General features: G+C 71.2%; 22 protein-coding genes and 1 pseudogene. 19 read left to right on the forward strand and 4 right to left on the reverse strand.

Annotation, left to right across the window (positions count from 1 at the left end; translation table 11 throughout):
* Nucleotides 1-4 precede the first annotated feature (4 nt).
* The 8 genes and pseudogenes from GA0115254_RS03450 (at nucleotide 5) to GA0115254_RS03485 (ending at nucleotide 7,362) form a co-directional block, all read left to right on the forward strand.
* Nucleotides 5-1,117 carry a segregation and condensation protein A gene (locus tag GA0115254_RS03450; RefSeq protein WP_093893770.1) on the forward strand — a complete coding sequence of 371 codons (1,113 nt, stop codon included), beginning with the start codon at nucleotides 5-7 and terminating at the stop codon, nucleotides 1,115-1,117.
* Nucleotides 1,114-1,761, forward strand: coding sequence for an SMC-Scp complex subunit ScpB (gene scpB / locus GA0115254_RS03455; protein WP_093893771.1), 648 nt, complete (start codon nucleotides 1,114-1,116; stop codon nucleotides 1,759-1,761). Before GA0115254_RS03450 ends, scpB begins: the two co-directional genes overlap by 4 nt.
* A complete protein-coding gene (locus GA0115254_RS03460) occupies nucleotides 1,761-2,867 on the forward strand; it encodes a pseudouridine synthase (RefSeq protein ID WP_093893772.1) in 1,107 nt (368 codons plus the stop codon). Before scpB ends, GA0115254_RS03460 begins: the two co-directional genes overlap by 1 nt.
* Before the next feature lie 126 nt (nucleotides 2,868-2,993).
* A pseudogene (pnuC, locus tag GA0115254_RS03465) lies at nucleotides 2,994-3,647 on the forward strand (nicotinamide riboside transporter PnuC); the annotation flags it as partial.
* Between the two features lie 72 nt (nucleotides 3,648-3,719).
* Nucleotides 3,720-4,799: an AAA family ATPase gene (locus GA0115254_RS03470; RefSeq protein ID WP_093893817.1), complete on the forward strand. Its 1,080-nt coding sequence runs from the start codon at nucleotides 3,720-3,722 to the stop codon at nucleotides 4,797-4,799.
* On the forward strand, nucleotides 4,796-5,530 hold the full coding sequence (locus GA0115254_RS03475) for an NUDIX hydrolase (protein ID WP_093893773.1): 735 nt from the start codon (nucleotides 4,796-4,798) through the stop codon (nucleotides 5,528-5,530). Before GA0115254_RS03470 ends, GA0115254_RS03475 begins: the two co-directional genes overlap by 4 nt.
* Nucleotides 5,527-6,549 (forward strand): ADP-ribosylglycohydrolase family protein, encoded by a 1,023-nt coding sequence (locus GA0115254_RS03480; protein ID WP_093893774.1) that lies wholly within the window; start codon nucleotides 5,527-5,529, stop codon nucleotides 6,547-6,549. Before GA0115254_RS03475 ends, GA0115254_RS03480 begins: the two co-directional genes overlap by 4 nt.
* A gap of 3 nt (nucleotides 6,550-6,552) precedes the next feature.
* Entirely contained in the window at nucleotides 6,553-7,362 is an 810-nt protein-coding gene (locus GA0115254_RS03485) for a nucleotidyltransferase domain-containing protein (RefSeq protein ID WP_093893775.1), read from the forward strand.
* Between the two features lie 52 nt (nucleotides 7,363-7,414).
* Here the strand turns inward: GA0115254_RS03485 and GA0115254_RS03490 are convergent, their stop codons facing one another.
* Nucleotides 7,415-8,119 carry a nucleotidyltransferase domain-containing protein gene (locus GA0115254_RS03490; RefSeq protein WP_093893776.1) on the reverse strand — a complete coding sequence of 235 codons (705 nt, stop codon included), beginning with the start codon at nucleotides 8,117-8,119 and terminating at the stop codon, nucleotides 7,415-7,417.
* 112 nt (nucleotides 8,120-8,231) lie between these two features.
* Here GA0115254_RS03490 and GA0115254_RS03495 point away from each other — a divergent pair, with 112 nt between their 5' ends.
* From GA0115254_RS03495 to der, 6 genes are all read left to right on the forward strand, one after another.
* Entirely contained in the window at nucleotides 8,232-11,561 is a 3,330-nt protein-coding gene (locus tag GA0115254_RS03495; protein WP_141720760.1) for a hypothetical protein, read from the forward strand.
* A 388-nt stretch (nucleotides 11,562-11,949) separates the two neighbouring features.
* Nucleotides 11,950-12,312, forward strand: coding sequence for a chorismate mutase (gene aroH / locus GA0115254_RS03500; RefSeq protein ID WP_093893778.1), 363 nt, complete (start codon nucleotides 11,950-11,952; stop codon nucleotides 12,310-12,312).
* Nucleotides 12,309-13,394, forward strand: a complete 1,086-nt coding sequence (locus tag GA0115254_RS03505) for a prephenate dehydrogenase (RefSeq protein WP_093893779.1) — start codon at nucleotides 12,309-12,311, stop codon at nucleotides 13,392-13,394. Before aroH ends, GA0115254_RS03505 begins: the two co-directional genes overlap by 4 nt.
* 124 nt (nucleotides 13,395-13,518) lie before the next feature.
* Nucleotides 13,519-14,235: a (d)CMP kinase gene (cmk, locus tag GA0115254_RS03510; RefSeq protein WP_093893780.1), complete on the forward strand. Its 717-nt coding sequence runs from the start codon at nucleotides 13,519-13,521 to the stop codon at nucleotides 14,233-14,235.
* Entirely contained in the window at nucleotides 14,232-14,897 is a 666-nt protein-coding gene (locus GA0115254_RS03515) for a lysophospholipid acyltransferase family protein (RefSeq protein ID WP_093893781.1), read from the forward strand. Before cmk ends, GA0115254_RS03515 begins: the two co-directional genes overlap by 4 nt.
* 67 nt (nucleotides 14,898-14,964) lie before the next feature.
* Nucleotides 14,965-16,434, forward strand: a complete 1,470-nt coding sequence (gene der, locus GA0115254_RS03520) for a ribosome biogenesis GTPase Der (RefSeq protein ID WP_093893782.1) — start codon at nucleotides 14,965-14,967, stop codon at nucleotides 16,432-16,434.
* A 69-nt stretch (nucleotides 16,435-16,503) separates the two neighbouring features.
* On the opposite strand, the gene GA0115254_RS03525 is transcribed toward der, so the two are convergent.
* Nucleotides 16,504-16,845 carry a hypothetical protein gene (locus GA0115254_RS03525; protein WP_093893783.1) on the reverse strand — a complete coding sequence of 114 codons (342 nt, stop codon included), beginning with the start codon at nucleotides 16,843-16,845 and terminating at the stop codon, nucleotides 16,504-16,506.
* Nucleotides 16,846-16,982: 137 nt separating this feature from the next.
* Complete coding sequence (locus GA0115254_RS03530) at nucleotides 16,983-17,774, reverse strand: hypothetical protein (RefSeq protein WP_093893818.1); 792 nt, start codon at nucleotides 17,772-17,774, stop codon at nucleotides 16,983-16,985.
* 358 nt (nucleotides 17,775-18,132) lie between these two features.
* On the opposite strand from GA0115254_RS03530, the gene GA0115254_RS03535 reads away from it, so the two are divergent.
* From GA0115254_RS03535 to GA0115254_RS03550, 4 genes are all read left to right on the forward strand, one after another.
* Nucleotides 18,133-19,416, forward strand: a complete 1,284-nt coding sequence (locus GA0115254_RS03535; RefSeq protein ID WP_093893784.1) for a glycosyltransferase — start codon at nucleotides 18,133-18,135, stop codon at nucleotides 19,414-19,416.
* Nucleotides 19,413-20,267, forward strand: a complete 855-nt coding sequence (locus GA0115254_RS03540; protein ID WP_093893785.1) for a hypothetical protein — start codon at nucleotides 19,413-19,415, stop codon at nucleotides 20,265-20,267. Before GA0115254_RS03535 ends, GA0115254_RS03540 begins: the two co-directional genes overlap by 4 nt.
* A gap of 57 nt (nucleotides 20,268-20,324) precedes the next feature.
* Nucleotides 20,325-21,284 (forward strand): helix-turn-helix transcriptional regulator, encoded by a 960-nt coding sequence (locus GA0115254_RS03545; RefSeq protein WP_093893786.1) that lies wholly within the window; start codon nucleotides 20,325-20,327, stop codon nucleotides 21,282-21,284.
* Between the two features lie 413 nt (nucleotides 21,285-21,697).
* On the forward strand, nucleotides 21,698-21,913 hold the full coding sequence (locus GA0115254_RS03550) for an I78 family peptidase inhibitor (protein WP_093893787.1): 216 nt from the start codon (nucleotides 21,698-21,700) through the stop codon (nucleotides 21,911-21,913).
* A 116-nt stretch (nucleotides 21,914-22,029) separates the two neighbouring features.
* Here GA0115254_RS03550 and GA0115254_RS03555 read toward each other — a convergent pair whose 3' ends face one another.
* Nucleotides 22,030-23,073 carry a phosphatase PAP2 family protein gene (locus GA0115254_RS03555; protein ID WP_093893788.1) on the reverse strand — a complete coding sequence of 348 codons (1,044 nt, stop codon included), beginning with the start codon at nucleotides 23,071-23,073 and terminating at the stop codon, nucleotides 22,030-22,032.
* 554 nt (nucleotides 23,074-23,627) lie between these two features.
* Here GA0115254_RS03555 and GA0115254_RS03560 point away from each other — a divergent pair.
* Entirely contained in the window at nucleotides 23,628-25,352 is a 1,725-nt protein-coding gene (locus GA0115254_RS03560; protein WP_093893789.1) for an MFS transporter, read from the forward strand.
* The last annotated feature ends 12 nt before the right edge of the window (nucleotides 25,353-25,364 follow it).

Genomic DNA, 25,364 nt, shown 5'->3' on the forward strand with positions numbered 1-25,364 from the left:
CTTCATGCCGACGACCGACGAGTCCGCCCGTACCCCGCGCCGCCCCTTGGGCCGCGGCCCGGGCGGTCGGCCTGCGCCGGGGCCGGCGGGGGACGGGGGCATCGACGGTGAATCCGCCGCCCCGTCTCTTCCCGAAGCCGCGGAAGCGTCCCCTGAACCATCGGTGGCCGATGCGGCAGCGTCCGCCGGGACCGCCGCCCCCGAGGTGCCCGCAACGCCTCCCGAGCCCGCCGTACCGACACCACCCGGCTCACCCTCCGAGCCCGTCGTACCGGCAGGGACCGCCGGCTCGCACCCCGGGCCCGCCGACGACGGGCGGTTCACTGTTCGGCTGGCGAACTTCGAGGGGCCGTTCGATCTGCTTCTGCAGCTCATCTCCAAGCACAAGCTGGATGTGACCGAAGTCGCACTGTCCAAGGTCACCGACGAGTTCATGGGGCACATCCGCGCCATGGGGCCGGACTGGGATCTGGACCAGGCCACCGAGTTCCTCGTGGTCGCCGCGACCCTGCTCGATCTGAAGGCCGCCCGGCTGCTGCCCGCAGCCGAGGTGGAGGACGAGGCGGATCTGGCGCTGCTCGAAGCGCGGGATCTGCTCTTCGCCCGGCTGCTCCAGTACCGCGCGTACAAACGCATCGCGGAGATCTTCAGCGATCGGCTGGAGTCGGAGGGGCGGCGCTTTCCGCGGACCGTGGGGCTGGAGCCGCACCATGCCGAGCTGCTGCCCGAGGTCGTCATCAGCATCGGGGCCGAGGGGTTCGCCGCGCTGGCCGTGAAGGCGATGCAGCCGAAGCCCGAGCCGCAGGTGTACGTCGACCACATCCACGCGCCGCTGGTCAGCGTGCGGGAACAGGCCGAGATCGTGGTGGCGCGGCTGCGGGAGGCCGGGGAGATCAGTTTCCGGGTGCTCACCGAGGACGCCCCGGACACCCTCACCGTCGTCGCCAGGTTCCTCGCGCTGCTGGAGCTGTACCGGGAGAAGGCCGTCGCGCTCGACCAGGACGAGGCGCTCGGGGAGCTCCTGGTGCGCTGGTCCGGGGGAGAGGGGGCCGAGCCCGTCGTGACGGACGAGTTCGACACCGAGGTGCAGGACGTCTCCGAGGATGTGAAGGCATGAGTCAGCAGGACACCACCGGCTCCACCGTCGCGGATCTTGATCTCAAGCCCGCCCTGGAGGCCGTCCTCATGGTCGTCGACGAGCCCGCCACCGAGGAGCACCTCGCCAAGGTGCTGGAGCGGCCCCGCAGAGCCGTCGCCGACGCGCTGCGGGAGCTGGCCGACGAGTACACCGTGCAGCGTCGCGGTTTCGATCTGAGGCTGGTCGCGGGCGGCTGGCGCTTCTATACCCGCCCGGAGTACGCGGCGGCCGTCGAGGGCTTCGTCCTGGACGGCCAGCAGGCCCGTCTCACGCAGGCGGCTCTGGAGACTCTGGCGGTGGTCGCGTACCGCCAGCCGGTCAGCCGGTCGAGGGTCTCCGCGGTCCGCGGTGTGAACTGTGACGGGGTCATGCGGACCCTGCTGCAGAGGGGTCTCGTCGAGGAGGCGGGCGCGGAACCCGAAACAGGTGCGATCCTGTACAGGACGACGAACTACTTTCTGGAGCGGATGGGCCTGCGTGGCCTGGATGAGCTCCCGGAGCTCGCGCCCTTCCTTCCCGAGGCGGACGCGATCGAGGCTGAGACGCTAGAGGGTGTGCCGTCGTTCGATCCGGACGCACCGGACACCCCGGATACTCACGCAGACGACAAGACGGAATTTTGATGCGAAGCAGTGGCAGGAACAGCGGAAGCGGCAGCGGCAAGAGCGGCGGCAACCGGAATCCCCGGGGTGCCGGCGCCGGGCGCGACGGCAAGCAGGAGCAGCGTCCCCGCCGGCCCCGGCCCGAGGAGCGTCGCTACGACGTGGGCTCCACCGGGGAGAAGAGCGGCGAAGGACCCCGCAAGGGCCGCGGCGCGGCGGCCCGCGGCGGTGCGAAGGGCGGCCCGAAGCCCGCGCAGGCCGGTAGCGGCCGGAGCGGCGGCCCGCGTCGCCAGGGCGCCCCGTCCCGTCCGCGTGAGCTCGACGCCAAGATCGAGCAGCGCAACCGGGACAGGTACGCGGGCAAGCCCGACATCAGGACGCCCAAGACCCACCCGGGCGCCGAGCAGGAGGGCGAGCGGCTGCAGAAGGTCCTCGCCCGGGCCGGCATGGGCTCGCGCCGTGCGTGCGAGGAACTGATCGAGCAGTCGCGTGTCGAGGTCAACGGCGAGATCGTCGTCGAGCAGGGCATGCGCGTCGATGTGCACAAGGACGAGATCAAGGTCGACGGTCTGACCGTCGCCGCCCAGTCGTACCTCTTCTTCGCGCTGAACAAGCCCGCCGGTGTCGTCTCCTCCATGGAGGACCCGGACGGCCGCCAGTGCCTCGGCGACTACGTCACCAACCGTGAGACGCGGCTCTTCCACGTCGGCCGGCTGGACACCGAGACCGAGGGCATCATCATGCTCACCAACCACGGCGAGCTGGCCCACCGGCTGACCCACCCCAAGTACGGGGTGAAGAAGACCTACCTGGCCGCCATCCAGGGACCGCTCCCGCGCGATCTGGGCAAGCGGCTCAAGGACGGCATCCAGTTGGAGGACGGGTACGCCCGCGCCGACCACTTCCGGGTCGTCGAGAACACCGGCAAGAACTACCTGGTCGAGGTGACCCTCCACGAGGGCCGCAAGCACATCGTCCGCCGGATGCTGGCCGAGGCGGGCTTCCCGGTCGAGCGGCTCGTGCGGACGTCCTTCGGGCCGATCCCGCTGGGCGACCAGAAGTCCGGCTGGCTGCGCCGCCTCACCAACACCGAGGTGGGCATGCTGATGCGCGAGGTCGGTCTGTAACCCGGCTCCGTCCGTTCCGAGACCCGCGGCCGGTTCCTGCTTTCGATTTTCGAACAGGAATCGGCCGCGGGCCTTTTGCTGCGGCCGTTCCACCTTTATAGTCAGACTGACTATTAAGGAGGCGGAGTGAGTCTCGCGGATTTCCTCGATCCCCTGCAGCAACCTCTGGTGACGGTCCTCGACACTCCGGTCAGCTGGACCGAGGTGCTCGGCTTCGGCAGCGGAGCGCTGTGCGTCTGGCTCGTGGCCCGCCAGCACCTCGCCAACTGGCCGATCGGCATCGCCAACAACATCTTTTTCATCCTGCTGTTCGCCCAGTCCGGTCTGTACGCCGACGCCGGCCTCCAGATCGTCTTCATCGCCCTTGCCGCGTACGGCTGGTGGACCTGGACCCACGGGGGTGGACCGGGGACACCGGACCTGCCGGTGCGGCGCACCACACGCACCGAATGGGCCTGGCTGCTCGCGGCAGGGGTGGTGGGGGCCTTCGCCCTCACCGTCCTGCTCGACCACGCCACCGACTCGACCGTGCCCTTCTGGGACGCCCTGACGACCGCGCTGTCCCTGACGGCTACGTACGGGCAGTGCAGGAAGCTCGTCGAGTCGTGGTGGCTCTGGATCGCCGCCGACGTGGTGTACATCCCGCTGTACGCGTACAAGGAGCTCTATCTGACCTCCCTGCTGTACGTCGGTTTCCTGACGCTGTGCCTGATCGGCCTGCGCAACTGGCAGCGCGATCTCGCCGCGCAGCAGCGGCAGCCCGTGGAGACGGCGGCGGCACCCGGGTGCGAGGTCGGCGTGGGCCGGGGCGTGGGGGTCGCTGTGAGTGGTCGGTTTCCACGGGGCAGCGGCGTGAAGCGCTTCGCACACGGGCTCGTCCTCGGCAAGTTCTACCCGCCGCACGCCGGTCACCACCACCTCGTCCGCACCGCGCAGGACCGCTGCGAGCGGCTGACCGTCCTGGTCTGCGCCGCCTCCGTCGAGTCCGTACCGCTCGCCGACCGGGTGGCCTGGATGCGGGAGGTGCACCCGGACGTAAGGGTCGTGGGCGCCGTCGACGACATCCGCATGGATCTCCACGACCCGGTGATCTGGGACGCGCACATGGCCGTCTTCACCGGGGCCGTGCCCGAGCCGGTGGACGCCGTCTTCACCTCGGAGTCGTACGGGGACGAACTGGCCCGCCGGTTCGGTGCCGAGTCCGTCTGCGTCGACCCCGACCGCACGGTCTTCCCGGTCTCCGGCACCGCCGTCCGCAAGGACCCGGTCGGCTGCTGGGACTTCCTCGAACCGCCCGTACGGGCCGCGCTCACCCGCCGGATCGTCGTCCTCGGCGCCGAGTCCACCGGCACCACCACGATGGCCCGGGCCCTCGCCGACCACTACCGGCGGCGCGGCGGCGTCTGGGCGCAGACCCGTTACGTCGCCGAGTACGGGCGGGAGTTCAGCGAACAGAAGCTGGCCGCGCTGCGCACCCGGTGGCCCGCGGCCCAGTGGGAGGACGTCACCTTCACCACTGACGACTTCCCGCAGATCGCCGAGGTGCAGAACGCCAAGGAGGAAGCGGCCGCGCGCACCGGGTCGCCGGTGCTCTTCTGCGACACCGACTCCTTCGCGACCACCGTCTGGCACGAGCGGTACATCGGCGGCCGCAACCCGCTCGTCGAGGAGACCGCCGACCGGGTCGCCCACCATCTGTGGCTGCTCACCGACCACGAGGGCGTCGCCTTCGAGGACGACGGGCTGCGCGACGGCGAGGAGCTGCGGCCCTGGATGACCGACCGGTTCCGGGCCGAACTGACCCGCACCGGAAGGGAGTTCATCGAACTCACCGGAACCCGTCAGGAACGCCTGGCCACCGCGGTCGCCGCCGTCGACACCCTGCTCGCCGCCGGCTGGAACTTCGCCGCACCCCTCCCGGAGCACCGATGAGCACCGGTGTCCCCGCAGGCTACGACCCGTACGCCTTCGCACCCTTCGCGGTCACGGTCGACCTCGCCGTCTTCACGGTCCGTGGCACCCGGCTGCATGTCCTGCTCGTCGAAAGGGGCGAGGACCCGTACAAGGGCCACTGGGCGCTGCCCGGCGGCTTCGTCCTGCCCCGGGAGTCCGCAGAGGACGCCGCCCGCCGGGAGCTCGCCGAGGAGACCGGACTGACCGAGCACACCGTCTCGGCCCTCCACCTGGAACAGCTGCGTACCTACAGCGATCCGGACCGCGACCCGAGGATGCGGGTCGTCTCCGTCGCCTACGCCGCACTCGTACCCGACCTGCCCGAACCGCACAGCGGCGGCGATGCGGCCAGCGCCCGGTGGTGGGACGCCGGAGCACCCGGATCCCTCGCCTTCGACCACGACCGCATCCTCGCCGACGCACACGACCGGATCGGCGCCAAACTCGAGTACAGCTGTCTGGCCACCGCCTTCTGCCCGCCCGAATTCACCCTGGGGGAACTCCAGCAGGTGTACGAGACGGTCTGGGGCGTCGAACTGGACCGGCCCAACTTCCGGCGCAAGGTCCTCACCACGCCCGGCTTCGTCCAGGCCGTGGAGGGATCGCCGCGCCGCACCGGCGGACGGGGGAAACCGGCCGCGCTCTACCGGGCGGGTGCCGCTACCGCCCTGCACCCTCCACTCCTGAGACCGGAAGGAAGAACCACGTGATCGTGACCAGGACCATCACCAAACAGGCCGCCACCGGCGCACTGACCGGGCTCGCGCTCGGCGATGCACTGGGCTTCCCGACCGAGTTCAACAACGTGCCGTCGATCCTTGCCAAGTGCGGGCCGTGGCGTCAGATGCGACTGCCGAAGCCGGCGATCGTCACCGACGACACCCAGATGACGCTGGCCCTGGGGCGGGGCATCCGTACCGCCATGGACCGCGGGCTGCTCACCCCGCTGCGGCTGGTCCGCCCGGTGCGCGAGGAGTTCGTCGACTGGTACCACTCGCCCGACAACAACCGCGCCCCCGGCCGCACCTGCATGACCGCCTGCCGCCTGCTCGACAGCGACCGGCTCTGGCAGGAGGCCAGCCAGACCGGCTCCAAGGGCTGCGGCGCCAATATGCGGGTCGCGCCGGTCGGGCTCGTGCCGGGGCTGAGCGAAGAACAGCGCTCCGGCGCCGCCCAGTTGCAGGCCGCCCTCACCCACGGCCACCCGACCGCCCTCGCCGCGTCCGACCTGATGGCCCGCGCGGTGTACCTGCTGGCGCAGGGAGCGGAGCCGATGGGTCTGATCGGGCAACTGCGCAGTTACGCGTACGAGAACAGCAGCCGCTACCTCACGCGCTGGCTCGGCGACCTCTGGCGGTACGCGGGCGACTCCTCCCCGGAGCTGTACATCCAGCGCGGCTGGGACGAATGCCTCACCGCGCTGGCCCGCGTCCAGGACGCCCTGCGCGACCCGTCCCCGGAGACCGACCCCTGCGAGACCACCGGCGACGGCTGGATCGCCGAGGAAGCCCTCGCCACTGCCCTGCACTGCTTCCTGCTCTTCCCCGAAGAACCCGTCACCGCGCTGCGCCGGGCCGCCTGCACCCGGGGCGACTCGGACTCCCTCGGCTGCCTGACCGGCGCTCTCGCCGGTGCGCACCTGGGGGCGGGGGCCTGGCCCAAGGAGTGGTCGGAACGGATCGAGTACCGGAGCGATCTGCTGTCGCTGGGGGCGCTCTGGGACGCTTGATCCATGAGTACGGAAACGCACCTGCAAGAGGCCGGGCTGCCGGTCACGGACTTCGGCCCGGTGCTCGCCGAAGAGCGCGACCCGCTGGTGTTCGCCACGGTCTCCGGAGCGCATCTGTACGGGTTCCCGTCCAGGGACTCGGATGTGGACCTTCGGGGGGTCCATCTCCTGCCCGCGGACGAACTCCTCGGGCTGCGCAAGCCCGAGGAGACACGCTCGCGGATCTGGGACAGGGGCGGGGTCGAGATGGACCTGGTCACCCATGATCTGCGGAAGTTCGTGCGGTTGATGCTGAAACCGAACGGCTACGTGCTGGAACAGTTGCTGTCTCCGCTCGTTGTGCACACGAGTGAGCTGCACGCGGAACTGGTGGATCTGGCACCCGATGTGCTCACCCGCAATCACGCGCACCACTACCGGGGCTTTGCCCGCACCCAGTGGCGGCTCTTCGAGAGGACGGGCGAACTGAAGCCGCTGCTGTACACGTTCCGGGCGCTGCTCACCGGTATCCATCTGATGCGCAGCGGTGAGGTGCGGGCGCATCTGCCGACGCTCCTCGGGGAGGTGGCCGCTCCGGCGTATCTGCCCGAGCTGATCGCCGCGAAGGGCGAGGCCGAGCACAAGGGAGCGGAGGACGCGGACGGCGCAGTGGTGTCCCGGGACGTCGGGATGCTGCACGGGGTGCTTGACGAGGCGCAGGCGGAATCCAGGCTTCCCGAGGTGGCCGGTGGGTTCGACGGGCTGCACGATCTCGTGGTGCGTGCGCGGTCGACGGGGTGGGCGTCGTTGTCCTCGAGCGCCGGACGGGCTTGAACGTCCGCCCGACCAGGGGTGAACGGTCCGCCCACCGGCGGGGGCGGGCCGTTCACCCCTCGTCGGGCCGGAGAGCGGACGACCGGCGGGTGCGGATCAGGAAGTCTTCCACGCGGGCCCGGTCCGGCCGTGGGGGGAGCGGGGAGCACCCGGCCGCCTCGTCGTTCTCCTCGGCCAGGCGGGTCATGCGGCGTTCGACCTCCGGCCACGGCACCTCGCCGCGCTTCACCGCCAGCAGCTCCTCCCGGGCCGGCCCCACCTCGATCACGAGCTCGCCCGTGCGCAGCAGATCCCGGCCGCTGGTCAGCAGCCGCAGCAGATGCATGGCGTGCTTCCAGCGCGGCGCCCCGTACTGCCGTACGTCCGCCTCCAGCTTCCTGTGCTGGCCCAACGCGTACCGGACGAAGGTCTGATGGGCCAGTCGCGACAGGAACGCCCCGCGCAGGGAAAGGAGTTCACGGCCCACCGTGTCGACGTGTTCCACCAGCGGCGAGTGCAGGCACTCCAGCACATTGGGGTTGGCCCGCAGGGCCAGCTCGCAGAAGCGTTCCAGCTCCCAGGAGAACTGCTCCTTCGCCGGGCCGTCGACATGCGTCGGTGGCTTGTCGAACCGCCAGAACAGCGGGGTCGGCGCGAGGAAGACGCCGCGCCGGTCGGTGTCGCTGCCGTCCGTGGCGAGCCCGAAGGCGCGTGAGCCCATCACGCAGGAGTAGACCGTGTGGTCGCGTACGAGAGCCTCGGAGTCAGGGGTGATCATGCCGGCGAGGTTACGTGGGCGAAAACGTGTTGCACCGGAAGACCCTCGGTGTCACGATCACCACCATGACGATGATCGGAAAGGCTCGCCGCGCCGCCCTCCGGTGAGCGCGATGACGACACCTCCGTACCCCAGAGAAGAAGCAACCGCTCTGTACACCAGGTTCGAACACCTGCCGTACCCGGCCCGTATGCGGGCCATCGCCGAACACACCCGCTCCCTGGACGGCACCGCCTACCGCGCCGCGCACACGGCCCTGGACGCCGGGAATCCCGATGAACGCCGACTGGCGCTGTTCCTGGCCGTCGTCCGCCGCGACCTCGACGCCGTCTCCCGGGCACTGGGCGATCCGCTGCTCAGACCGCGCGCCCTGGCCGCCGCGATCAGGCTTCCGGTCGACGAACAGACCCTGGCGGAGCTGGCGTTGGGTGATCTGAGGGACGTGCGTCATCACACGTACCGAATTCTCCGGCTGTCGGGCCGGTCCGCGCTCGCCGACCGGCTGCTCCCACAGGTCCACGAACGCCACGGCGACGAGGACACGGCCCGACTGCTGCCCGCCTGCACGCCCGAAGCGGCCGAACAATGGCTGCCACGCCTGGTCCGGCTGCCGCTCGGCGTTCTGCACGCCCTCGCCCGGACCGCGCCGGCCGCGCTCGCCGCCCATCTCGCCGACCGGCTGCCCACGAAGAGCGCCGAACGGTCCGAACCCAGGGGACTGCGCGCACGCAGCAGGTACCTCGTGCCCCGTCTCTGCACCCGCGATCCGGCGGCCGGGATGCTGCTGCTCGACCGGGCCCCTCATCTGGTCACCGGCACGACGATGGCCGCGCTGCTGTACGACCCCGCCGCCGTACTGGCCTCATTGCGGCGTACCGGCGCCGAACGCCTGCCCCTGCCCGCGGGGCTCTTGCCGCGGCGGGTGCTGAGCGCCCTCGCGGCCTGCACGCAGGAGGACATCGTCCTGCTCGCGACTGTCCTGCGCATCGAATCCCCCATGGGGCAGCGGCCCTTCGGGTCGTACGTGGCGCCGCAGCCGCTGCTCGCTCTGCTGCCGCCGGAGCGACGGCGGCGAGCGGTCGAATCGAGGTCCGCCGACGGGCTCACCGCCTGGCGGGGCGAACTCGGCGGCGTCGCCGCCCTCGCACCGGCCGACAGGGCCGAGATCGCCACACGCTGGCTGAACGGACGGGTCGGGCGCCGGACGTACGCGCGCAGCTTCGTCACGGCCCTGCTCCCGCTGCCCGACGGCGAGCCGCGGCTGCGGGAACTCGCCGCCGCGCACCGCCCGTTCGAACGGGCGGCCGCCTGGCCCGCGCTGCTGGACTGCGCCGCACTGCACGGCGATCCGCAGGAGTACGCGCGTGTCCTCACCTCCTGCGAACGGGCCTGGCACGATCAGGAGGAGGTGCGCCGCGCGGCCCTGGCCGCGGCCGGCGCCGCCCCGGAGGCGTTGCTGGACGCGGCACCGTACGCGGTTCTGCGGGACGCCGCGATGACCACGGTGCAGTCCCGTGATTCGACGAGGGCGTCGCTCCTGGCCGCCGAGGAGTGGCTGCGGCGCACGGCGGTGAGCGCCGCCGGCAACGGTGACCTGGACCGGGCCGTCGCGGTCGTCGGTCTGCTGGTCCAGGTCCTCGCCGACCCGCGCGGCTCCGGAACCGTCCGGCCGCTGCCGTCGGGCAGGGACGTGGCCGTCCACATGTGGGAGCGCGGCGGCCCGTGGGCCGCGCGATCGCGCGTGCTGTTCGCGGCCCTGTTCGTACGTCATCTGCCGCACATCCCCGATCTGGACGAGGAGATCGGCCGGGTGGCACGGGACATGTCGCAGGGAGAACAGGCCCGGCAGGCGACCGAACTGTGGCTCGCGGACCCGCTCACCCGGGAGCGACGCTGCGCCGAACTCCTCGCTGCCGTTCCCTCGTCGGTCGTCGCGCCGGTCGTCTGGCGAACGATCGCCCGTCGCCGGACAGACCTGCTCGACACGGTCATGGACTGGGGACTGCCACCCCACTGGGTGCCGCGAATGAGCCGGAGCGTCCTCGGACGCTGGCTGCCGCGTCAGCGTGCCGCACTCGATGCGCACCTGTCCCGTATCGCCGCCGACGACGAGGCGCCACTGCTGGAACGGACCGACGCCGCCGCCCTGATGGGGGAGACGGACGGCCTGCGCACGCTGGCCGGGACGGCGCCGCAGCCCGTTGCCGCGGCCGCCCTCACCGCGCTGGGGGAGCGCGCTGCCGACAGCGGCGGAGTACCGGCCCATCCCCGGACCCTGGACTTCCTGCTCGGACACGCCGGGAGAGGAGGGGTACGGGGGCGGGCCGCGATGACCGGTGTGCGGGCCCTGCTCGACACGGTGCCGGACGACGAGGCCGTCGCGCGGTTCAGCCGGGTCGTCCTGGATGTCACCGGGTCCGTCGGCAGCCGGAAGGCGGCCGTGCGCGGGCTGTCCGCGCTGTCCTCGCCGATGGCCTTCGCGGCCGTGCTGGCCGGATGGGACGTACCCGGTCAGCACCGTGACGTGCACGCCACGATGGTCGGGGCGCTCGTGACCCGCATGGACGCTCCCGGTGTCGCCGAGCGGTTCACGGCGCAGCTTCACCATGAGGCGGTGCGTGACCGGGTGATGGCGGCGCGGCCCGACCGGCCGTCGGCCGCCGACGCCCTGGGCAGGTTCCTCGCGCAGACGGTTGCCACGGGGGAGAAGGCGGCCGCGACGGCCGCCGCCCGCGCGCTCCTCGGCATGACGGGAACCGCCGCTGTCCGCGAAGTCGTCGCCGCCGCGGTGAGCGACAGCGGCCGCCCGAGCGGGGTCCGCGGTGACGCGGCGCGCCTGCTGTGCGCATGGGCCGGCACCCGGGAGGGGCGGTCGGCGCTGACGGGTGCGCTCGATGCGGTGGTGGGCCAGGTCCGTTCCGCGGGCGAGGGGGAGAGGCGGGACGCGCTGCTGGTCCTCGACTCGCTGACGCGGGAGTACGGGTCGCGCCCGGTTGCCGCCCTGGACGCCGTCACCGAGGCGCTCCGGGCTGCGGGGCTCGGCCGTACCGCGTCCGGAGTGGCGCTGTCGGCGGCTCTGGCGTCGCTGACCGAGGCGGACGAGGGGAGGGACGGTGCGACCGTCGAACGGTGGGACCGGTGGCTGGTTCTGGCAGGGGAGCGGCCAGGATCCCTCGATGCCATCCGGTACGAGTGGCGGGGGCCGCGGCCGGCGGTGCCGATCGCGGCGATCGGTACGGTGGTGGCCGCCCTGCGGGCGCGGGGATCGGCCGTTGCGGAACTGGCCGCGGTGGAGCTGGTGGCCCGGGCGGGCGGGACCACCCGGTGGGCGGATCCCTGGCCCGGCGAACTGGCCGCGCTGAGGGGCAGCGAACATCCGGACGTCGCGGAGGTGGCACTTCTGGCCGATGTCCGGCGGAGCAGTCCGGCGACCGCCGGTTGACGGCGGCCCGGCCCCGCTCAAGTGGCAGAAGCCCGGGTTCTCATCGACATGGCCCGAGGGCGGCCCCGCGGGCCGTCACCGCGCAGAAAGAGCGGAAGGAAATGTGCCTTCGGAACGTCCCACGCGGCCGGAGGACTCCGCCGTGGTGGCGAAGCCCTCCGGCCGCGTGGGACGTTCGCCGATGAGCCCGACACGCACCGGCCGCACACGTTCCGGTGAACGCGGTGAGCACCGTGAACCCCGCGGTCCCGTCCGTGCACGTCACCGCCCCGTCTCACTGGGGGAGCACACCGGCCACCGGGCGCGCCTCCCCTCTAGGCTGATCGTGCAGAGAGATCACGCAGGCGGACAGCAGGCGCGACACGTACGAAAGAGCGAGGAGCACGACGTGGCGGTACGAGCGGTCCGTGGAGCCGTCCAGCTGGATCAGGACGAGGCCGGACACATGGACGAGCGGGTCAGCGCCCTGCTCACCGCCGTCCTGGAGCGCAACAACCTCGTCGCGGACGATCTGATCAGCATCTGGTTCACGGCCACCCCCGATCTGCACAGCGACTTCCCGGCCGCCGCGGCACGCGGGATCGGTATCGTCGACGTACCGCTGATCTGCGCCCAGGAACTGGACATCGTGGGGGCCATGCCCCGTGTGGTGCGCATCCTCGCGCATGTCGAGACGTACCTTCCCAAGTCCGAGATCGCGCACGTGTACCTCGGCGCCACCGCCGCCCTCCGCAAGGACATCGCCCAGTGAGAACCGCCCTCGTCATCGGAACGGGCCTCGTCGGCACTTCCGCAGCCCTCGCCCTGGCCGGGCGCGGCATCCATGTCCACCTCGTCGACCACGACCCCGAATCGGCCCGCACCGCGGCCGCGCTCGGCGCCGGTACGGACGAGGCACCCGAGGGCCGCGTCGACCTGGCGATCATCGCCGTGCCGCCCGCCCATGTGGCCTCGGTGCTGGCCACCGCCATGCGGGACGGCGTGGCCCGCGGCTACCTCGACGTCGCCAGTGTCAAGGGCGGCCCGCGCCGCGAGCTGGAGGCCCGCGGCGTCGACCTCACGCCGTACATCGGTACGCACCCCATGGCCGGCAAGGAGCGATCGGGCCCCCTCGCCGCCACCGCGGACCTCTTCGAGGGCCGCCCCTGGGTCCTCACCCCGACCCGTGACACCGACACCGAGGTCCTCAACCTCGCCCTGGAACTGGTCGCGCTCTGCCGCGCCGTACCGGTCGTCATGGACGCGGACGCGCACGACCGGGCCGTCGCCCTGGTCTCCCATACCCCGCAGCTGATCTCGTCGATGGTCGCCGCCCGCCTGGAGGAGGCCGACGAGACCGCCGTCCGCCTCTGCGGCCAGGGCATCAGGGATGTCACCCGGATCGCCGCCTCCGACCCCCGGATGTGGGTGGAGATCCTCTCCGCCAACCCCGGCCCGGTCGCCGACGTGCTGGCCGGGGTCGCCGCCGATCTGGACGAGACGGTACGGGCGCTGCGTGGTCTGCAGTCCGGTGACGACGACAAGCGCCGCGAGGGCACCGAAGGCATCGAGGACGTACTGCGCCGCGGCAACGCGGGCCGGGTCCGGGTGCCCGGCAAGCACGGGACGGCCCCCGCCTCCTACGAGATCGTGTCCGTGCTCATCAGTGACCGGCCGGGCGAACTGGCCGGGATCTTCGCCGACGCCGGCCGGGCCGGGGTCAACGTCGAGGACGTCCGCATCGAGCACGCCACCGGGCAGCAGGCGGGCCTGGTCCAGCTGATGGTCGAGCCGAGCGCGGCCCCCGAACTGAGCGCGGCGCTGCGCGACCGGGGCTGGTCGCTGCGCCAGTAGGCCCGGGGCGGCGGGCCCGGGAGGCGGTTGTCCACAGGGGTGCAGAGGACCGCTCCGACACTCGGTAACCTTGTGCGGGGCGGGTTCGCGCGTCCCCGTCCCGCCCACCCCGTGTACCAGGAAGGTGTCCACCACCGTGGAAACCGCAAGCGCCGCCGCCCGGACGGCCCCGGCCGCAGTGATCGTCGCCATCGACGGGCCCTCCGGCACCGGCAAGTCGAGCACGTCCAAGGCCGTCGCCGCCCAGCTCGGCCTGAGCTACCTGGACACCGGCGCCCAGTACCGGGCGATCACCTGGTGGATGCTGAACAACGGCATCGACGTGCAGGACGCGATGGAGGTGGCGACCGCCGCCGCCAAGCCGGTCATCGTCTCCGGCACGGATCCGGCCGCTCCGACGATCACCGTCGACGGCGAGGACGCCTCGGGGCCGATCCGTACGCAGGAGGTCACCTCCCGGGTCAGCGCGGTCAGCGCGGTCCCCGAGGTGCGTGCGCGGATCACCGAGCTACAGCGTTCCATCGCCGCCGCCGCCGAGGGCGGCATAGTGGTCGAGGGTCGCGACATCGGCACCACGGTGCTGCCCGACGCCGACCTGAAGATCTTCCTCACCGCATCGCCGGAGGCGCGCGCAGCCCGCCGCAGCGGAGAGGTCAAGGGCTCCGATCTCGCCACCACCAAGGAGGCGCTGATCAAGCGGGACGCGGCCGATTCCGGCCGCAAGACCTCCCCGCTGGCCAAGGCGGACGACGCCGTCGAGGTGGACACCACCGAGCTGACCCTCCCGCAGGTCATCGAGTGCGTCGTCACCCTCGTCGAGGAGAAGCGGGCCGGGAAGTGACCCAAGCCACGGGCTCGCCCACGCTGCGCGGCGCAGCGGTCGGGCGCGGGATCGGCATCGGGCTGATGTACGGGCTGTGGAAGCCCCGCGTCCTCGGTGCGTGGCGGGTTCCCGCCTCCGGACCCGTCATACTCGCGGTGAACCACTCACACAATATCGACGGTCCGATGCTGATGGGCACCGCGCCCCGGCCCGTCCACTTCCTGATCAAGAAAGAGGCGTTCGTCGGCCCCCTCGACCCGTTCCTGCGCGGAATCGGTCAGCTGAAAGTGGACCGCACGACCGCCGACCGCACCGCCATCACCCACGCCCTCGGCGTGCTGAAGGACGGCGGGGTGCTCGGGATCTTCCCCGAGGGCACCAGGGGCGAGGGCGACTTCGCCTCCCTGCGTGCCGGGCTCGCATACTTCGCGGTACGCAGCGGGGCGCCGATCGTGCCCGTGGCCGTACTGGGAAGCACCGAGCGCCGCGGACGGTTGATATCGGCACTGCCGCCGTTGCGCAGCCGGGTCGACGTCGTCTTCGGTGATGCCTTCGACGCGCAAGAGGGGGCGCGCAGCAGTGGGCGGCGGACGCGCAAGGCGCTGGACGAGGCGACTGTACGGATCCAGGGGCGGCTGACCGCCCACTTGGACGAGGCCAGACGTTTCACCGGGCGCTAGGTAAGACTTGAGTAGTGGGCCGCGTGGTCGTGGCCCATCGATGATGATGCAAAGAGGAACGGACTTCATGAACGACCAGATTCACTCCGACGGCTCGGACCACGAGCACGGAGCGCTTGGCGAAGCCGAGTACGCGGAGTTCATGGAGCTCGCAGCGGAGGAGGGCTTCGACGCCGAAGAGGTCGAGGGCGCGATCGACGAGGCCGGTCACGGGCCGCTTCCCGTGCTCGCCGTCGTCGGCCGCCCCAATGTCGGCAAGTCGACGCTGGTGAACCGGATCATCGGCCGCCGTGAGGCGGTCGTCGAGGACAAGCCCGGCGTCACCCGCGACCGCGTCACCTACGAGGCCGAGTGGGCGGGCCGCCGCTTCAAGGTCGTCGACACCGGCGGCTGGGAGCAGGACGTGCTGGGCATCGACGCCTCCGTCGCCGCCCAGGCCGAGTACGCGATCGAGGCCGCCGACGCGGTCGTCTTCGTGGTCGACTCGACCGTCGGCGCGACCGACACCGACGAAGCCGTCGTCAAGCTGCTGCGCCGGGCCGGCAAGCCCGTCGTGCTGTGCGCCAACAAGGTCGACGGACAGAGCGGTGAGGCGGACGCCACCGCGCTCTGGTCGCTGGGCCTCGGCGAGCCGCACCCGGTTTCCTCGCTGCACGGCCGCGGTACCGGCGACCTGCTCGACGCCGTACTCGAAGCACTTCCCGAGGCTCCGGCGCAGCGCTTCGGCACCGCGATCGGCGGACCGCGCCGGATCGCCCTCATCGGCCGCCCCAACGTCGGCAAGTCCTCGCTGCTGAACAAGGTGGCGAAGGAGGACCGCGTCGTCGTCAACGAGCTCGCGGGCACCACCCGTGACCCGGTCGACGAGCTGATCGAGCTCGGCGGCATCACGTGGAAGTTCATCGACACGGCCGGTATCCGCCGCCGCGTCCACCTCCAGGAGGGCGCGGACTACTACGCCTCGCTGCGTACCGCCGCCGCCGTGGAGAAGGCCGAGGTCGCCGTCGTCCTGATCGACGCCAGCGAGTCCATCAGCGTCCAGGACCAGCGCATCATCACCATGGCCGTGGAGGCCGGGCGTGCCCTGGTGATCGCGTACAACAAGTGGGACACCCTCGACGAGGAGCGTCGCTACTACCTGGAGCGCGAGATCGAGACGGAGCTCGCGCAGATCGCGTGGGCCCCGCGGGTCAACGTCTCCGCCGTCACCGGCAGGCACATGGAGAAGCTGGTTCCGGCGATCGAGACCGCCCTCGCCGGCTGGGAGACCCGCGTCCCCACCGGCCGGCTGAACGCCTTCCTCGGTGAGATCGTCGCCTCCCACCCGCACCCCGTCCGCGGCGGCAAGCAGCCCCGCATCCTCTTCGGCACCCAGGCGGGCACCAAGCCGCCGCGCTTCGTGCTGTTCTCCTCGGGCTTCCTGGAGCACGGCTATCGGCGCTTCGTCGAGCGCCGGCTGCGCGAGGAGTTCGGTTTCGAGGGCACCCCGATCCACATCTCGGTGCGGGTCCGCGAGAAGCGCGGCCGCAACAAGTAGTACGCAAGGCCCCATGGCGAAGCCCCGGACCCTTTCGCATACGAAAGGGTCCGGGGCTCCGTCGTACGGTCAGGCCCCTCGCGATCCCGATCCCGGGGGCAACGCCGCAGGCTGGGCCCGTCCGGAGTGCCGGCCCACCCGCTGCCAGGAGCCGAGGCTGCCGGTGTGCGTGCTCGGGCCGCTGCCGTGTCCGGTGGCCCCGCTGGGTACGGAGAGACCGCTGGAGAGCCCCGTGGAGAGACCGGAGTGGCTGCTGAGCGGGATGCGGCTGCCGAAGGCCACGAAGCCGAGATGCTCCTCGCCGCTACGATCACCCGGCAGCGCCCGGAACGACCGGCGGTACTCGGAGTACAGCGCGTCGTAGATCGGGGTGTGGGACTGACCGCCCGAGGGTTCCTGCGAGGGGCGCATGGCAGGGATCGGGCTCGGGCGTTGACGGGAGGAGTCGTATGGGTGCACGTATGTGCCAACGACCCCGCTGTCCGTCGGATGCGGGCCCGGCGGAGAAATAGCTGTTCGCCGCGGGTGCGAGGAGCCGACGGCCATGATCAGGTCCCGGCCAGCGGCATGGCCGCGGCGACCAGGAGCCCGCCGGCGGCGGCCCTGTCCAGAGCGTCGCGCAGCAGGTCCTCGCGGGGCTGCTGGCCGATCGCCCCCGCCGGAGCGGCGAAGACGAGCACGGTCTGCGACTTGTTGGCCGCGGTCCGCCAGCCCTCGGTGACCTGGAGCGGCGCATGCGCCTGCCACCAGGCGACCGGGGCGCCGCCGCCGGTGCCGGGCTGGAGCACGGCGTGCAGCTGGCCCATGGCGAGCAGGACCGACCAGCCGTGCAGCACCGCGGGCATCCGGTCCATCCGGTGGACCGGGTGGAAGCCCTGCTCCAGCAGCAGCTGGAGGAATTCGTCGCCCCGGCTGCCGTCCGTGCCCGGGCGGGCGATCGCGCCGGTCGGCTCGACAACGAGGGCCGGATGGAGCTCGTCGTCGATCAGGACGAGGCCGCTGGTGATCCCGAGGACGGCCTGTTCGGGGCTGAGACCCTCCGGGCTCCCAGGGCGCTCCGCTTCGCTGCCGGTGATGCTGCGTACGGCGCCCTGTAGTTGCTCCTCGGCGACCTGGACGACCTGCGAGGGGATGCAGGTCGCGTGGGCGAAGGCGAGGACAGCGGTTTCGTCACCGACGAAGAGCACCGTGCTGGTGCGTTCCTGTTCGGAGTCGCCGGGGGTGCGGCAGGAGGTGCAGTCGTAACTGCCCGGGGTGTTGTCGCCGACGAGCAGCCGGTCGGCTTCGGCGTCGCCGATCTCGGCGCGTACGTCCTCGCTGACGTCGAGCATGCGCGGCACGGGTGGCTCCTCGAACTCGGTGCGTGCGCCGGGCGGTTCCCGGCTCATGCAGAAGACAACGGGCGATCTGCGGCCGGGGTCACGCGAGAAAGGGAACGTAATCGAACCATCCGGCGCAGAGGGTGAATCTCAGGATCTGAGAGGCCGATTGCGACCAGTTTCTCCTGATTCGTCATACGGAGATGTGGTCGACTCGGCCATGGGCCGGTTCGCCGATACATCGACAAATCAGGAAAACGGGTGAGCGTGAGAGGGACTGAAACTGGCCGATGCCCGGAGTGAACCGCCGGCCCGTCTGTGCCGTCATGGCAAGTGCCGTCCCCCCGCCGATCAGCCGAACCAGGAGATATGGCGTTTCATGCACATTTCTTTCCTGCTCCACAATGCCTACGGGGTCGGGGGCACGATCCGTACGACGTTCAACCTCGCCGGGGCGCTGGCCGGGCACCACGACATCGAGATCGTGTCGGTCTTCCGGCACCGCGACGTCCCCGCACTGGGCGCCCCCGAAGGCGTGCGCATGAGCCATCTCGTCGACCTGCGGAAGAAGAGCCCGTCCTACGACGGCGACGCGGCCGAGCACGCCCGTCCCGCAACCGTGTTCCCGCGCGGTGACAGCAGGTACCACCAGTACAGCAGGCTGACCGACGTGCGGGTGGCGGACCATCTGCGTTCCCTGGACGCGGATGTCGTGGTCGGAACCCGTCCGGGGCTCAATGTCCAGATCAGCAGGCAGACCCGGCGCGGTCCGGTCCGGATCGGGCAGGAGCACCTCACCTTCGACAGCCACAGCTACCGGCTGCGCCGCGAGATCGGGCATCGCTACGCCCTGCTCGACGCGGTCACCACCGTCACCGAGGCCGACGCCCGCGCCTACCGGACCGGGCTCAAACTGCCCGGCGTACGGATCGAGGCCATTCCCAACAGCGTGCCCGAGCCGGGGATCGCGCCCGCCGACGGCGACAGCAAGTGGGTGATCGCCGCAGGCCGGCTGCACAAGGTCAAGCGGTACGACCTGCTTGTCAGGGCGTTCGCCGACGTGGTCGCCGTCCGTCCGGACTGGCGGCTGCGCATCTACGGCGGCGGCGACGCGACCGGGAACGAACGCCGGACGCTGCTCGCGCTCATCGGTGAACTCGGCCTGCACAACCATGTGTTCCTGATGGGGTCGGTCAACCCGCTGGAGGCCGAGTGGCCCAAGGGGGCGATCGCCGCAGTCACTTCGGACCGCGAGTCCTTCGGCATGACCATCGTCGAGGCGATGCGCTGCGGCCTGCCGGTCGTGGCCACCGACTGCCCGCACGGCCCGCGCGAGATCATCGAGGACGGCACCGACGGACGACTGGTGCCGGTCGGTGACGCGGCGGCGGTGGCGGACGCCCTGCTCGGTCTGATCGGCGACGACGAAGCGCGGCACCGCTCGGGCCGCGCCGCGCTGGCCGCGTCGCAGCGGTTCGACCCGTCACGGATCGCCGAACGCCATGAGCGGCTCTTCACCGAACTAGCCTCCCGAGCCCCGCGCGACCGTTCGCACGGCGCTCTGCGCACCACACTGCACCGAGCCCGCGGCACCGTGCTGGACGGGGCGTACGCCCTGCGCTACAAGGCCGCCGATGTCATCCGCAAGGGGAAGCCCGCATGACCGTCTCCGCAGAGCGACAGACGCCACGAGCCGACTGCGTCGCAGGCCCCGACGGCGGGATCACCTTCGACCTCGACCTCCGTCGCCGCGAGGCCGGGGAGACGCCCGAACTGCTTCTGCGGCTGCGCGGGGGCAAAGGCACGGGCGGCGACGGCGACACCGTACGCCTGCCCCTGAGCCCGCTCGGCGGGGGGCGGCTGCGAGCGGTGCTGCCGGGCACCGTGGCGCCTGCCGAAGGCCGTTGGGACGTCTATGTGCGTGAGCCGGGCGCGGACGACGACGGAGCGGTGGCCGTCGAGCCCGGAATCAGGGATGTGCGGCTCCTCATGGACCGCACACCGGAGACCGGGCGGATCGCGGTCCGTATCCCGTACCCGACCGTCGACGGCCGGCTCGCCGTGCGCTGCTGGGTCCGCTCACCGCACGCCGAGGCCGGGCCGGTCACCTTCGACGGGGGCGGGATGACCGTCGAGGGCACGCTGTACGGGACCCGCCTCGGCGACGACGCCCGCGTCGAGGCGCGACTGACCGGCGCCCCCGACCGGGTCTGCCGGGTGCCGGTCGCCGGGAAGGAAGGCACGTTCTCCTTCACGCTTCCGCTCGATCGGCTGGGCACCGGGCCGGTCACCGAGCAACAGCTGTGGACGCTCTGGCTGCTCCCCGGGACGGGCGCCGGGGAGTCGGCCGACGGCGTACGGATCTCCCGCATCCTCGATGACGTCTGGGACCGCAAGAACAGCTTTGTCTACCCGGCCCGCAGCGCAGGGGAGGGCGTCCGCGCCATCCCCTGCTACTCGGCCGACAACGATCTCTGCGTACGGCTCGTACCGGACCCGGCGCAAGCCCGGTAGACCGTCGGCAGCCGGTTGCGGACGCAGGCTGTCCGCAACCCCTGGAAGACTCGCCCCATGTTGGAGACCTCGGCACGACTGCTGCGCCTGCTCTCGCTGCTCCAGGCCCACCGGGACTGGTCGGGCGCCGATCTTGCGGAACGGCTCGGGGTCACCCCGCGGACCGTCCGCCGTGACGTCGACAAGCTGCGCGAACTGGGCTACCCGGTCAACGCCAGCCCCGGCACCGGCGGCGGATACCAGCTCGGCGCCGGTGCCCAGCTGCCGCCGCTGCTCCTCGACGACGAGGAGGCCGTCGCCGTCGCCGTCGGGCTGCGCACCGCGGCGGGCCATGGCGTCGAAGGCATTGGCGAGACCTCGGTACGCGCCCTGGCCAAGCTCGAACAAGTGCTGCCGAACCGGCTCCGGCGCCGGGTGAACGCGCTGAACACCTTCACCGTGCCGCTGCTCCGCGGACCCGGCGCGTCCACCGCCGATCCGGGTGTCCTCACCGAACTGGCCGGAGCCTGCCGGGACAGCGAGCGGCTGCACTTCGAGTACCGGGACCATTCCGGCTCCGTATCGCGCCGGACCGTCGAACCACATCGGCTGGTGTGCACCGAGCGCCGCTGGTATCTCGTCGCCTGGGACCTGGACCGCGCGGACTGGCGCACGTTCCGCACGGACCGGATCACGCCCACGCCGCCGCACGGCCCGAGATTCGTCCCCCGCGACGCACCGGCCGAGGATCTGGCCGCCTATGTCGCGAAGGGAATCTCGACCACCGTGTACGCGACGCACGCAGTGATCCGGCTGAAGGCGGGGATCGAGCGCGCGGCCGAACGGGTATCGCCGTCCTCAGGGGTGCTGGAGGCGGAAGGTGCCGACAGCTGCCTGCTGCGCGCCGGGGCAGCGAGTCTCGATGTGCTGGTCCTCCACGTCATGATGCTGGGGATCGACTTCGAGGTCGTCGAACCCCCGGAGCTCAACGACGCGATCAGGGTGGCCAGGGACCGGCTGTCCCGAGCCCTGGACTGAGCGCTTCCACCGGCGTCCCCATACCGGGATGGTTCGGGTTGTCCGCTATACGGGCGACAGCGAGTGGCTGTCGCCGGCCCGTGGTACGGATTTGTGACCAAAAGATAAGGCTGCCATAAGGAAGCGTGAATTCCCGGTGGCATGCTCATTTACGCAGACCATTCAACTCGGAAATTCCAGCTGTTCGATACGGAATATTCCGCCTTTCTTTCGGGCCTTCCGTGTGATCGTTTCCCGGCCCGTGTGATTACTGTGTGTCCGGTCGCGGGCCACGTGCTCGGGTGGCGTGATTCGAGCGGCACGCGTGTCGTGATCCTGTGACACAAGCGTGACCGCCGAGGGACGTGAGGGTGCCGTGCGGTGGTCGGCGCCCCGCCTTCCGTCGTGGTCCGCGGCCGCCTACGGTGAGAGGTATGGCATCCATACCGACTCCTTCCGCCCAGCCGGCCGACACACCCGGTGCGTACGTCGGCCTCCTCGTCGACGCGGCCGAGCGGCGGGCCCGCAGGCATGGCTGGAGCACCGTCAGATCCCTGCCGCCGGGCGCGATCATCACCATGGAGTTCCGGACCGGACGGATCAACTTCGAGGTCGCCGATGCCGTTGTCACCCGCTGCTGGGTGGGCTGAGGATCCCTGCGCCCCGGGTTCCGGGCCCGGGCATGAGCGAAGGCCCCGACCGGAGTCGGGGCCTTCGCCGTGCGGGGGAGCGGCTGTGCGTACCGGCCCCGCTGCTCCTGGGGTGTTCAGCCGCCGGTCATCGGGCGGGCGGGGGTGGTGCCGCCGCGTGGCGTACGGTCCGCGTGCGGCGGGCGCCGGCTGCCGGCCGGGGTGACCGGGGTCCGCTCCGAGCGCATCAGATGCGCCGGATGCGACGGGGGCGCCGGGTGTGCACGCGAGCGGGCGCCCGTGACCGTGCCCGTGGTGGTCGCCGTGTGTCCTCCCGCGGCGACCGGCTCCAGCACCGGGCTCTGCGCCACGGTGTCGCCGCCGTCCAGTTGCGGGAGCAGAACGGTCCGGGGTCCTCCGGCCGCGACGGGCACGGAAGGAACGGGACGGCCGCGTCCCCGCAGGGTCCCGCGCTGGGCGAAGATCCAGGCCTCGGCCCTGGTGATCAGCGGCTCGACCCAGGGCAGGCCCAGCAGGATCAGCAGCCCCGCGGCCCAGCCCAGCAGTACATCGCTGAGCCAGTGCGTGCCGAGGTAGACGGTGGTGAGTCCGACGCCGAGCGAGACGATCGCCGACGTTGCCGACAGGTAGCGCCTGGCCCGCGGGGTGGTCGCCAGATAGGCGAGGATCCCCCAGGTGACGACCGCGTTGGCGGTGTGGCCCGACGGAAATATATCGCCGCCGGCGAAGAGCTCCGCGGAGCCGATCTGGGTCGCGTAGTGCGGGCCGAGCCGCCCCAGGCCGATCTTGACCGCGCCGACCGTCATATTGAGCAGCAGCAATGCGGCGGCGAGCGTCAGCAGGGGCCGCAGCGTGTGCTGCCGCCAGGAGCGCCAACCGAGCCAGCAGGCGACCATGGTGGCGGTGGGGCCGCGCTGGCCGAGCACGATGTAGTAGTCGAGGAAGGCATGGATTTCCGGCCACTGTTGATACGGCCGGAAGAGCATGACCTTCCAGTCCAGGGTCACCAGCCAGGAAGAGGTCAGCACGGCAACGACGATGGCGAGATAGAACGCCAACGTCCCGCCGAAGAGAGCGATGCGATGACGGCTCATCCGCGGTGGCTCTATCTTCGGCGGCTCCGGCTCCCGGTCCAGGCGGGCAAAGATGTCGGTACGCACCCAATCGACGTTACAGCGAGTTAGTGCGCGAACAGGTCGATCCGGTCTCTTTGTGATGACGATGTGATGTGGACTATGTCTCAGTCGGGCCTTAATTCCTGACCCGAAGAAGTGTATCGACGGGTCTCTGCGCTATTGATTTCGCACTCATTTCGGAAGGATGTTTGGGTGCGGACGGAAAAGCGCAAGGGTGCCGGTATGAATTTCTCCGACTTCTCGTAAGGGTGAAGCGGGCAGTGTCCGTCCGGTCACCGAACGCGTTCGGTGTGGGCCCGGCAAGTGCTCCGGGCGTCACGCCGAGTACCTTCTGTGCCGGGCGTGAAGGCCGTCCGCGCGGGTTCGTGCAGGTCCGAGCGGGTCCCGAGCGGCGGCTCGGCGTGGCGTACGCCACACTTCACGGCCCATCGGGGTATGAGGTGGACCACGTGTGAGTGCTCCGAACTCGCGTACGCTGACGGATCACTCGCCCGTCGATGCCGGGCCCCGAGGGACAGTGAACCGCTGCATCCCCGGCTGGCCTGCCGAACGCGAGGGACCTTTTGGGAGGTACATGCATGTCCGGGACGGCCACAGCCCGAATCCGGCTGCGCTCAGCAGCCGACGGTGCCAATCGATGGGTCGTCCTCGTCGTCCTCTGCCTCAGTCTGCTGCTCGTCGCGCTCGATTCGACCGTGCTCCATGTCGCCGTCCCCGCCGTCACCGAGGACCTGCGGCCCAGTGCCGTCGGTCTGCTCTGGATCGTGGACGCCTATCCGCTGGTCTGCGCCTCGTTGCTGATCCTCTTCGGCACCCTCGGCGACCGCGTCGGCCGGCGCCGCGTTCTGCTGCTCGGCTATGCGCTCTTCGGCGTCGCCTCCGCGATCGCCGCGATGGCCGACAGCCCCGGCGTACTGATAGCGGCGCGTGCCCTGCTCGGCGTCGGCGGCGCGATGATCATGCCGGCGACGTTGTCGATCCTCCGGCAGGTCTTCCCCGACCGGCGTGAGCGGGCCGTGGCGATCGGCGTCTGGACCGCGGTCGCCGCCGTCGGCGCCGCCACCGGGCCCGTCATAGGCGGCTTCCTCGTCGAGCACTTCTGGTGGGGCTCGGTCTTTCTGATCAATATCCCGCTGATGGCGCTGATCCTGCCGGCCGGCCGCCTGCTGCTCCCCGAGTCACGCGGCAGCGATGACGGCCCGTGGGATGTGCTGGGCGCGCTGATGGCCGCGGCCGGAGTGCTCGGTGTGGTCCTGGGAGTGAAGCGGGCGGGCACCGGTGAGGGGCTGCTGAGCCCGGCCACACTGGCCCCGCTGCTGATCGGTGCCGTACTGCTCATAGCCTTCGTGCGCCGTCAGAAGCGCCGTACGCATCCGCTGATCGACATCGGCATGTTCGCCAGGCCCGCCTTCTCGACCGCGGTGGGCTGCATCATCCTCGCCATGCTGGCTCTGGTCGGGCTGGAACTGATAGCTGTGCAGTACCTCCAGCTCGTCCTGGGCCTGAGCCCGTTTCAGACCGGTCTGCGGCTGCTGCCGCTCACCTTCGCGGCCATGGCCGCGGGCGCCACCGGCTCGTACACCCTGCGCCGCATCGGGCCGCGCCGGATGGTCGGCTGGGGTTTCGTGCTCACGGCCGCCTCGGTACTGGTCCTGACCGCGATGGGGCAGCACGACCGGCCCGGCCTGCTGACCGCGGCCTTCGTCGCACTGGGCTTCGGGCTTCAGTCCACGCTCTTCGGGGCGTACGAATCCATGCTCAGCGAGGCCCCCGCCGACCGGGCGGGCGGCGCGGCGGCGATCGGCGAGACCTCCTACCAACTGGGCGCGGGTATGGGTATCGCGCTGCTCGGCAGCATCATGAACGCCGCCTACACCCCCGGACTCGCGAAGCTTCCCGAAGAGGGCGTCCCCGCCGGGTACGGTGCGGCCGCCTCCCACTCGCTGGGCGAGGCCTACCAGGTGGCGGACCGGCTGGGCGGTCCGCTGGGCGAGGTGCTGCGCTCCACGGCCCGCCACTCCTTCATCACCGGGCTGCATGTCACGCTGCTGGTCAGCGCGGCTCTGCTGCTGGTCGGAGCGCTCGCCGCGCTGCGACTGCCGCGGGTGATGGAGTGCCCGTCACCGGGTGCCCGTGAACCCCACGAGGCCGAGGATGTCCATGAGTCCCCGGGGCAGAGCGAGGCGGCGGGTTTCCACGGTCCGCACGAGACGCCCGCCGCGGGCCGCACGCAGCGGCCGCGCCCGCTGCCCGCCCGGCGCCGCCCCGCCGGGGCGACCGGCTCTGGACGGGCGGGACGCTGAGCCGTAACGTCG

Origin of the sequence: Streptomyces sp. Ncost-T10-10d (genome assembly GCF_900091955.1) — a bacterium.
Taxonomy (GTDB): domain Bacteria; phylum Actinomycetota; class Actinomycetes; order Streptomycetales; family Streptomycetaceae; genus Streptomyces.

What these genes read in the sequence shown, in the direction of transcription:
- GA0115254_RS03560 (WP_093893789.1), top strand. Translation starts at nt 23,628, where the DNA reads ATGTCCGGGACGGCCACAGCCCGAATCCGGCTGCGCTCAGCAGCCGAC.
- GA0115254_RS03535 (WP_093893784.1), top strand. Translation starts at nt 18,133, where the DNA reads ATGCACATTTCTTTCCTGCTCCACAATGCCTACGGGGTCGGGGGCACG.
- GA0115254_RS03525 (WP_093893783.1), bottom strand. Translation starts at nt 16,845, where the DNA reads ATGCGCCCCTCGCAGGAACCCTCGGGCGGTCAGTCCCACACCCCGATC.
- GA0115254_RS03460 (WP_093893772.1), top strand. Translation starts at nt 1,761, where the DNA reads ATGCGAAGCAGTGGCAGGAACAGCGGAAGCGGCAGCGGCAAGAGCGGC.
- GA0115254_RS03485 (WP_093893775.1), top strand. Translation starts at nt 6,553, where the DNA reads ATGAGTACGGAAACGCACCTGCAAGAGGCCGGGCTGCCGGTCACGGAC.
- GA0115254_RS03540 (WP_093893785.1), top strand. Translation starts at nt 19,413, where the DNA reads ATGACCGTCTCCGCAGAGCGACAGACGCCACGAGCCGACTGCGTCGCA.
- GA0115254_RS03495 (WP_141720760.1), top strand. Translation starts at nt 8,232, where the DNA reads ATGACGACACCTCCGTACCCCAGAGAAGAAGCAACCGCTCTGTACACC.
- scpB (WP_093893771.1), top strand. Translation starts at nt 1,114, where the DNA reads ATGAGTCAGCAGGACACCACCGGCTCCACCGTCGCGGATCTTGATCTC.
- GA0115254_RS03550 (WP_093893787.1), top strand. Translation starts at nt 21,698, where the DNA reads ATGGCATCCATACCGACTCCTTCCGCCCAGCCGGCCGACACACCCGGT.
- der (WP_093893782.1), top strand. Translation starts at nt 14,965, where the DNA reads ATGAACGACCAGATTCACTCCGACGGCTCGGACCACGAGCACGGAGCG.
- GA0115254_RS03490 (WP_093893776.1), bottom strand. Translation starts at nt 8,119, where the DNA reads ATGATCACCCCTGACTCCGAGGCTCTCGTACGCGACCACACGGTCTAC.
- GA0115254_RS03450 (WP_093893770.1), top strand. Translation starts at nt 5, where the DNA reads ATGCCGACGACCGACGAGTCCGCCCGTACCCCGCGCCGCCCCTTGGGC.
- GA0115254_RS03475 (WP_093893773.1), top strand. Translation starts at nt 4,796, where the DNA reads ATGAGCACCGGTGTCCCCGCAGGCTACGACCCGTACGCCTTCGCACCC.
- GA0115254_RS03545 (WP_093893786.1), top strand. Translation starts at nt 20,325, where the DNA reads ATGTTGGAGACCTCGGCACGACTGCTGCGCCTGCTCTCGCTGCTCCAG.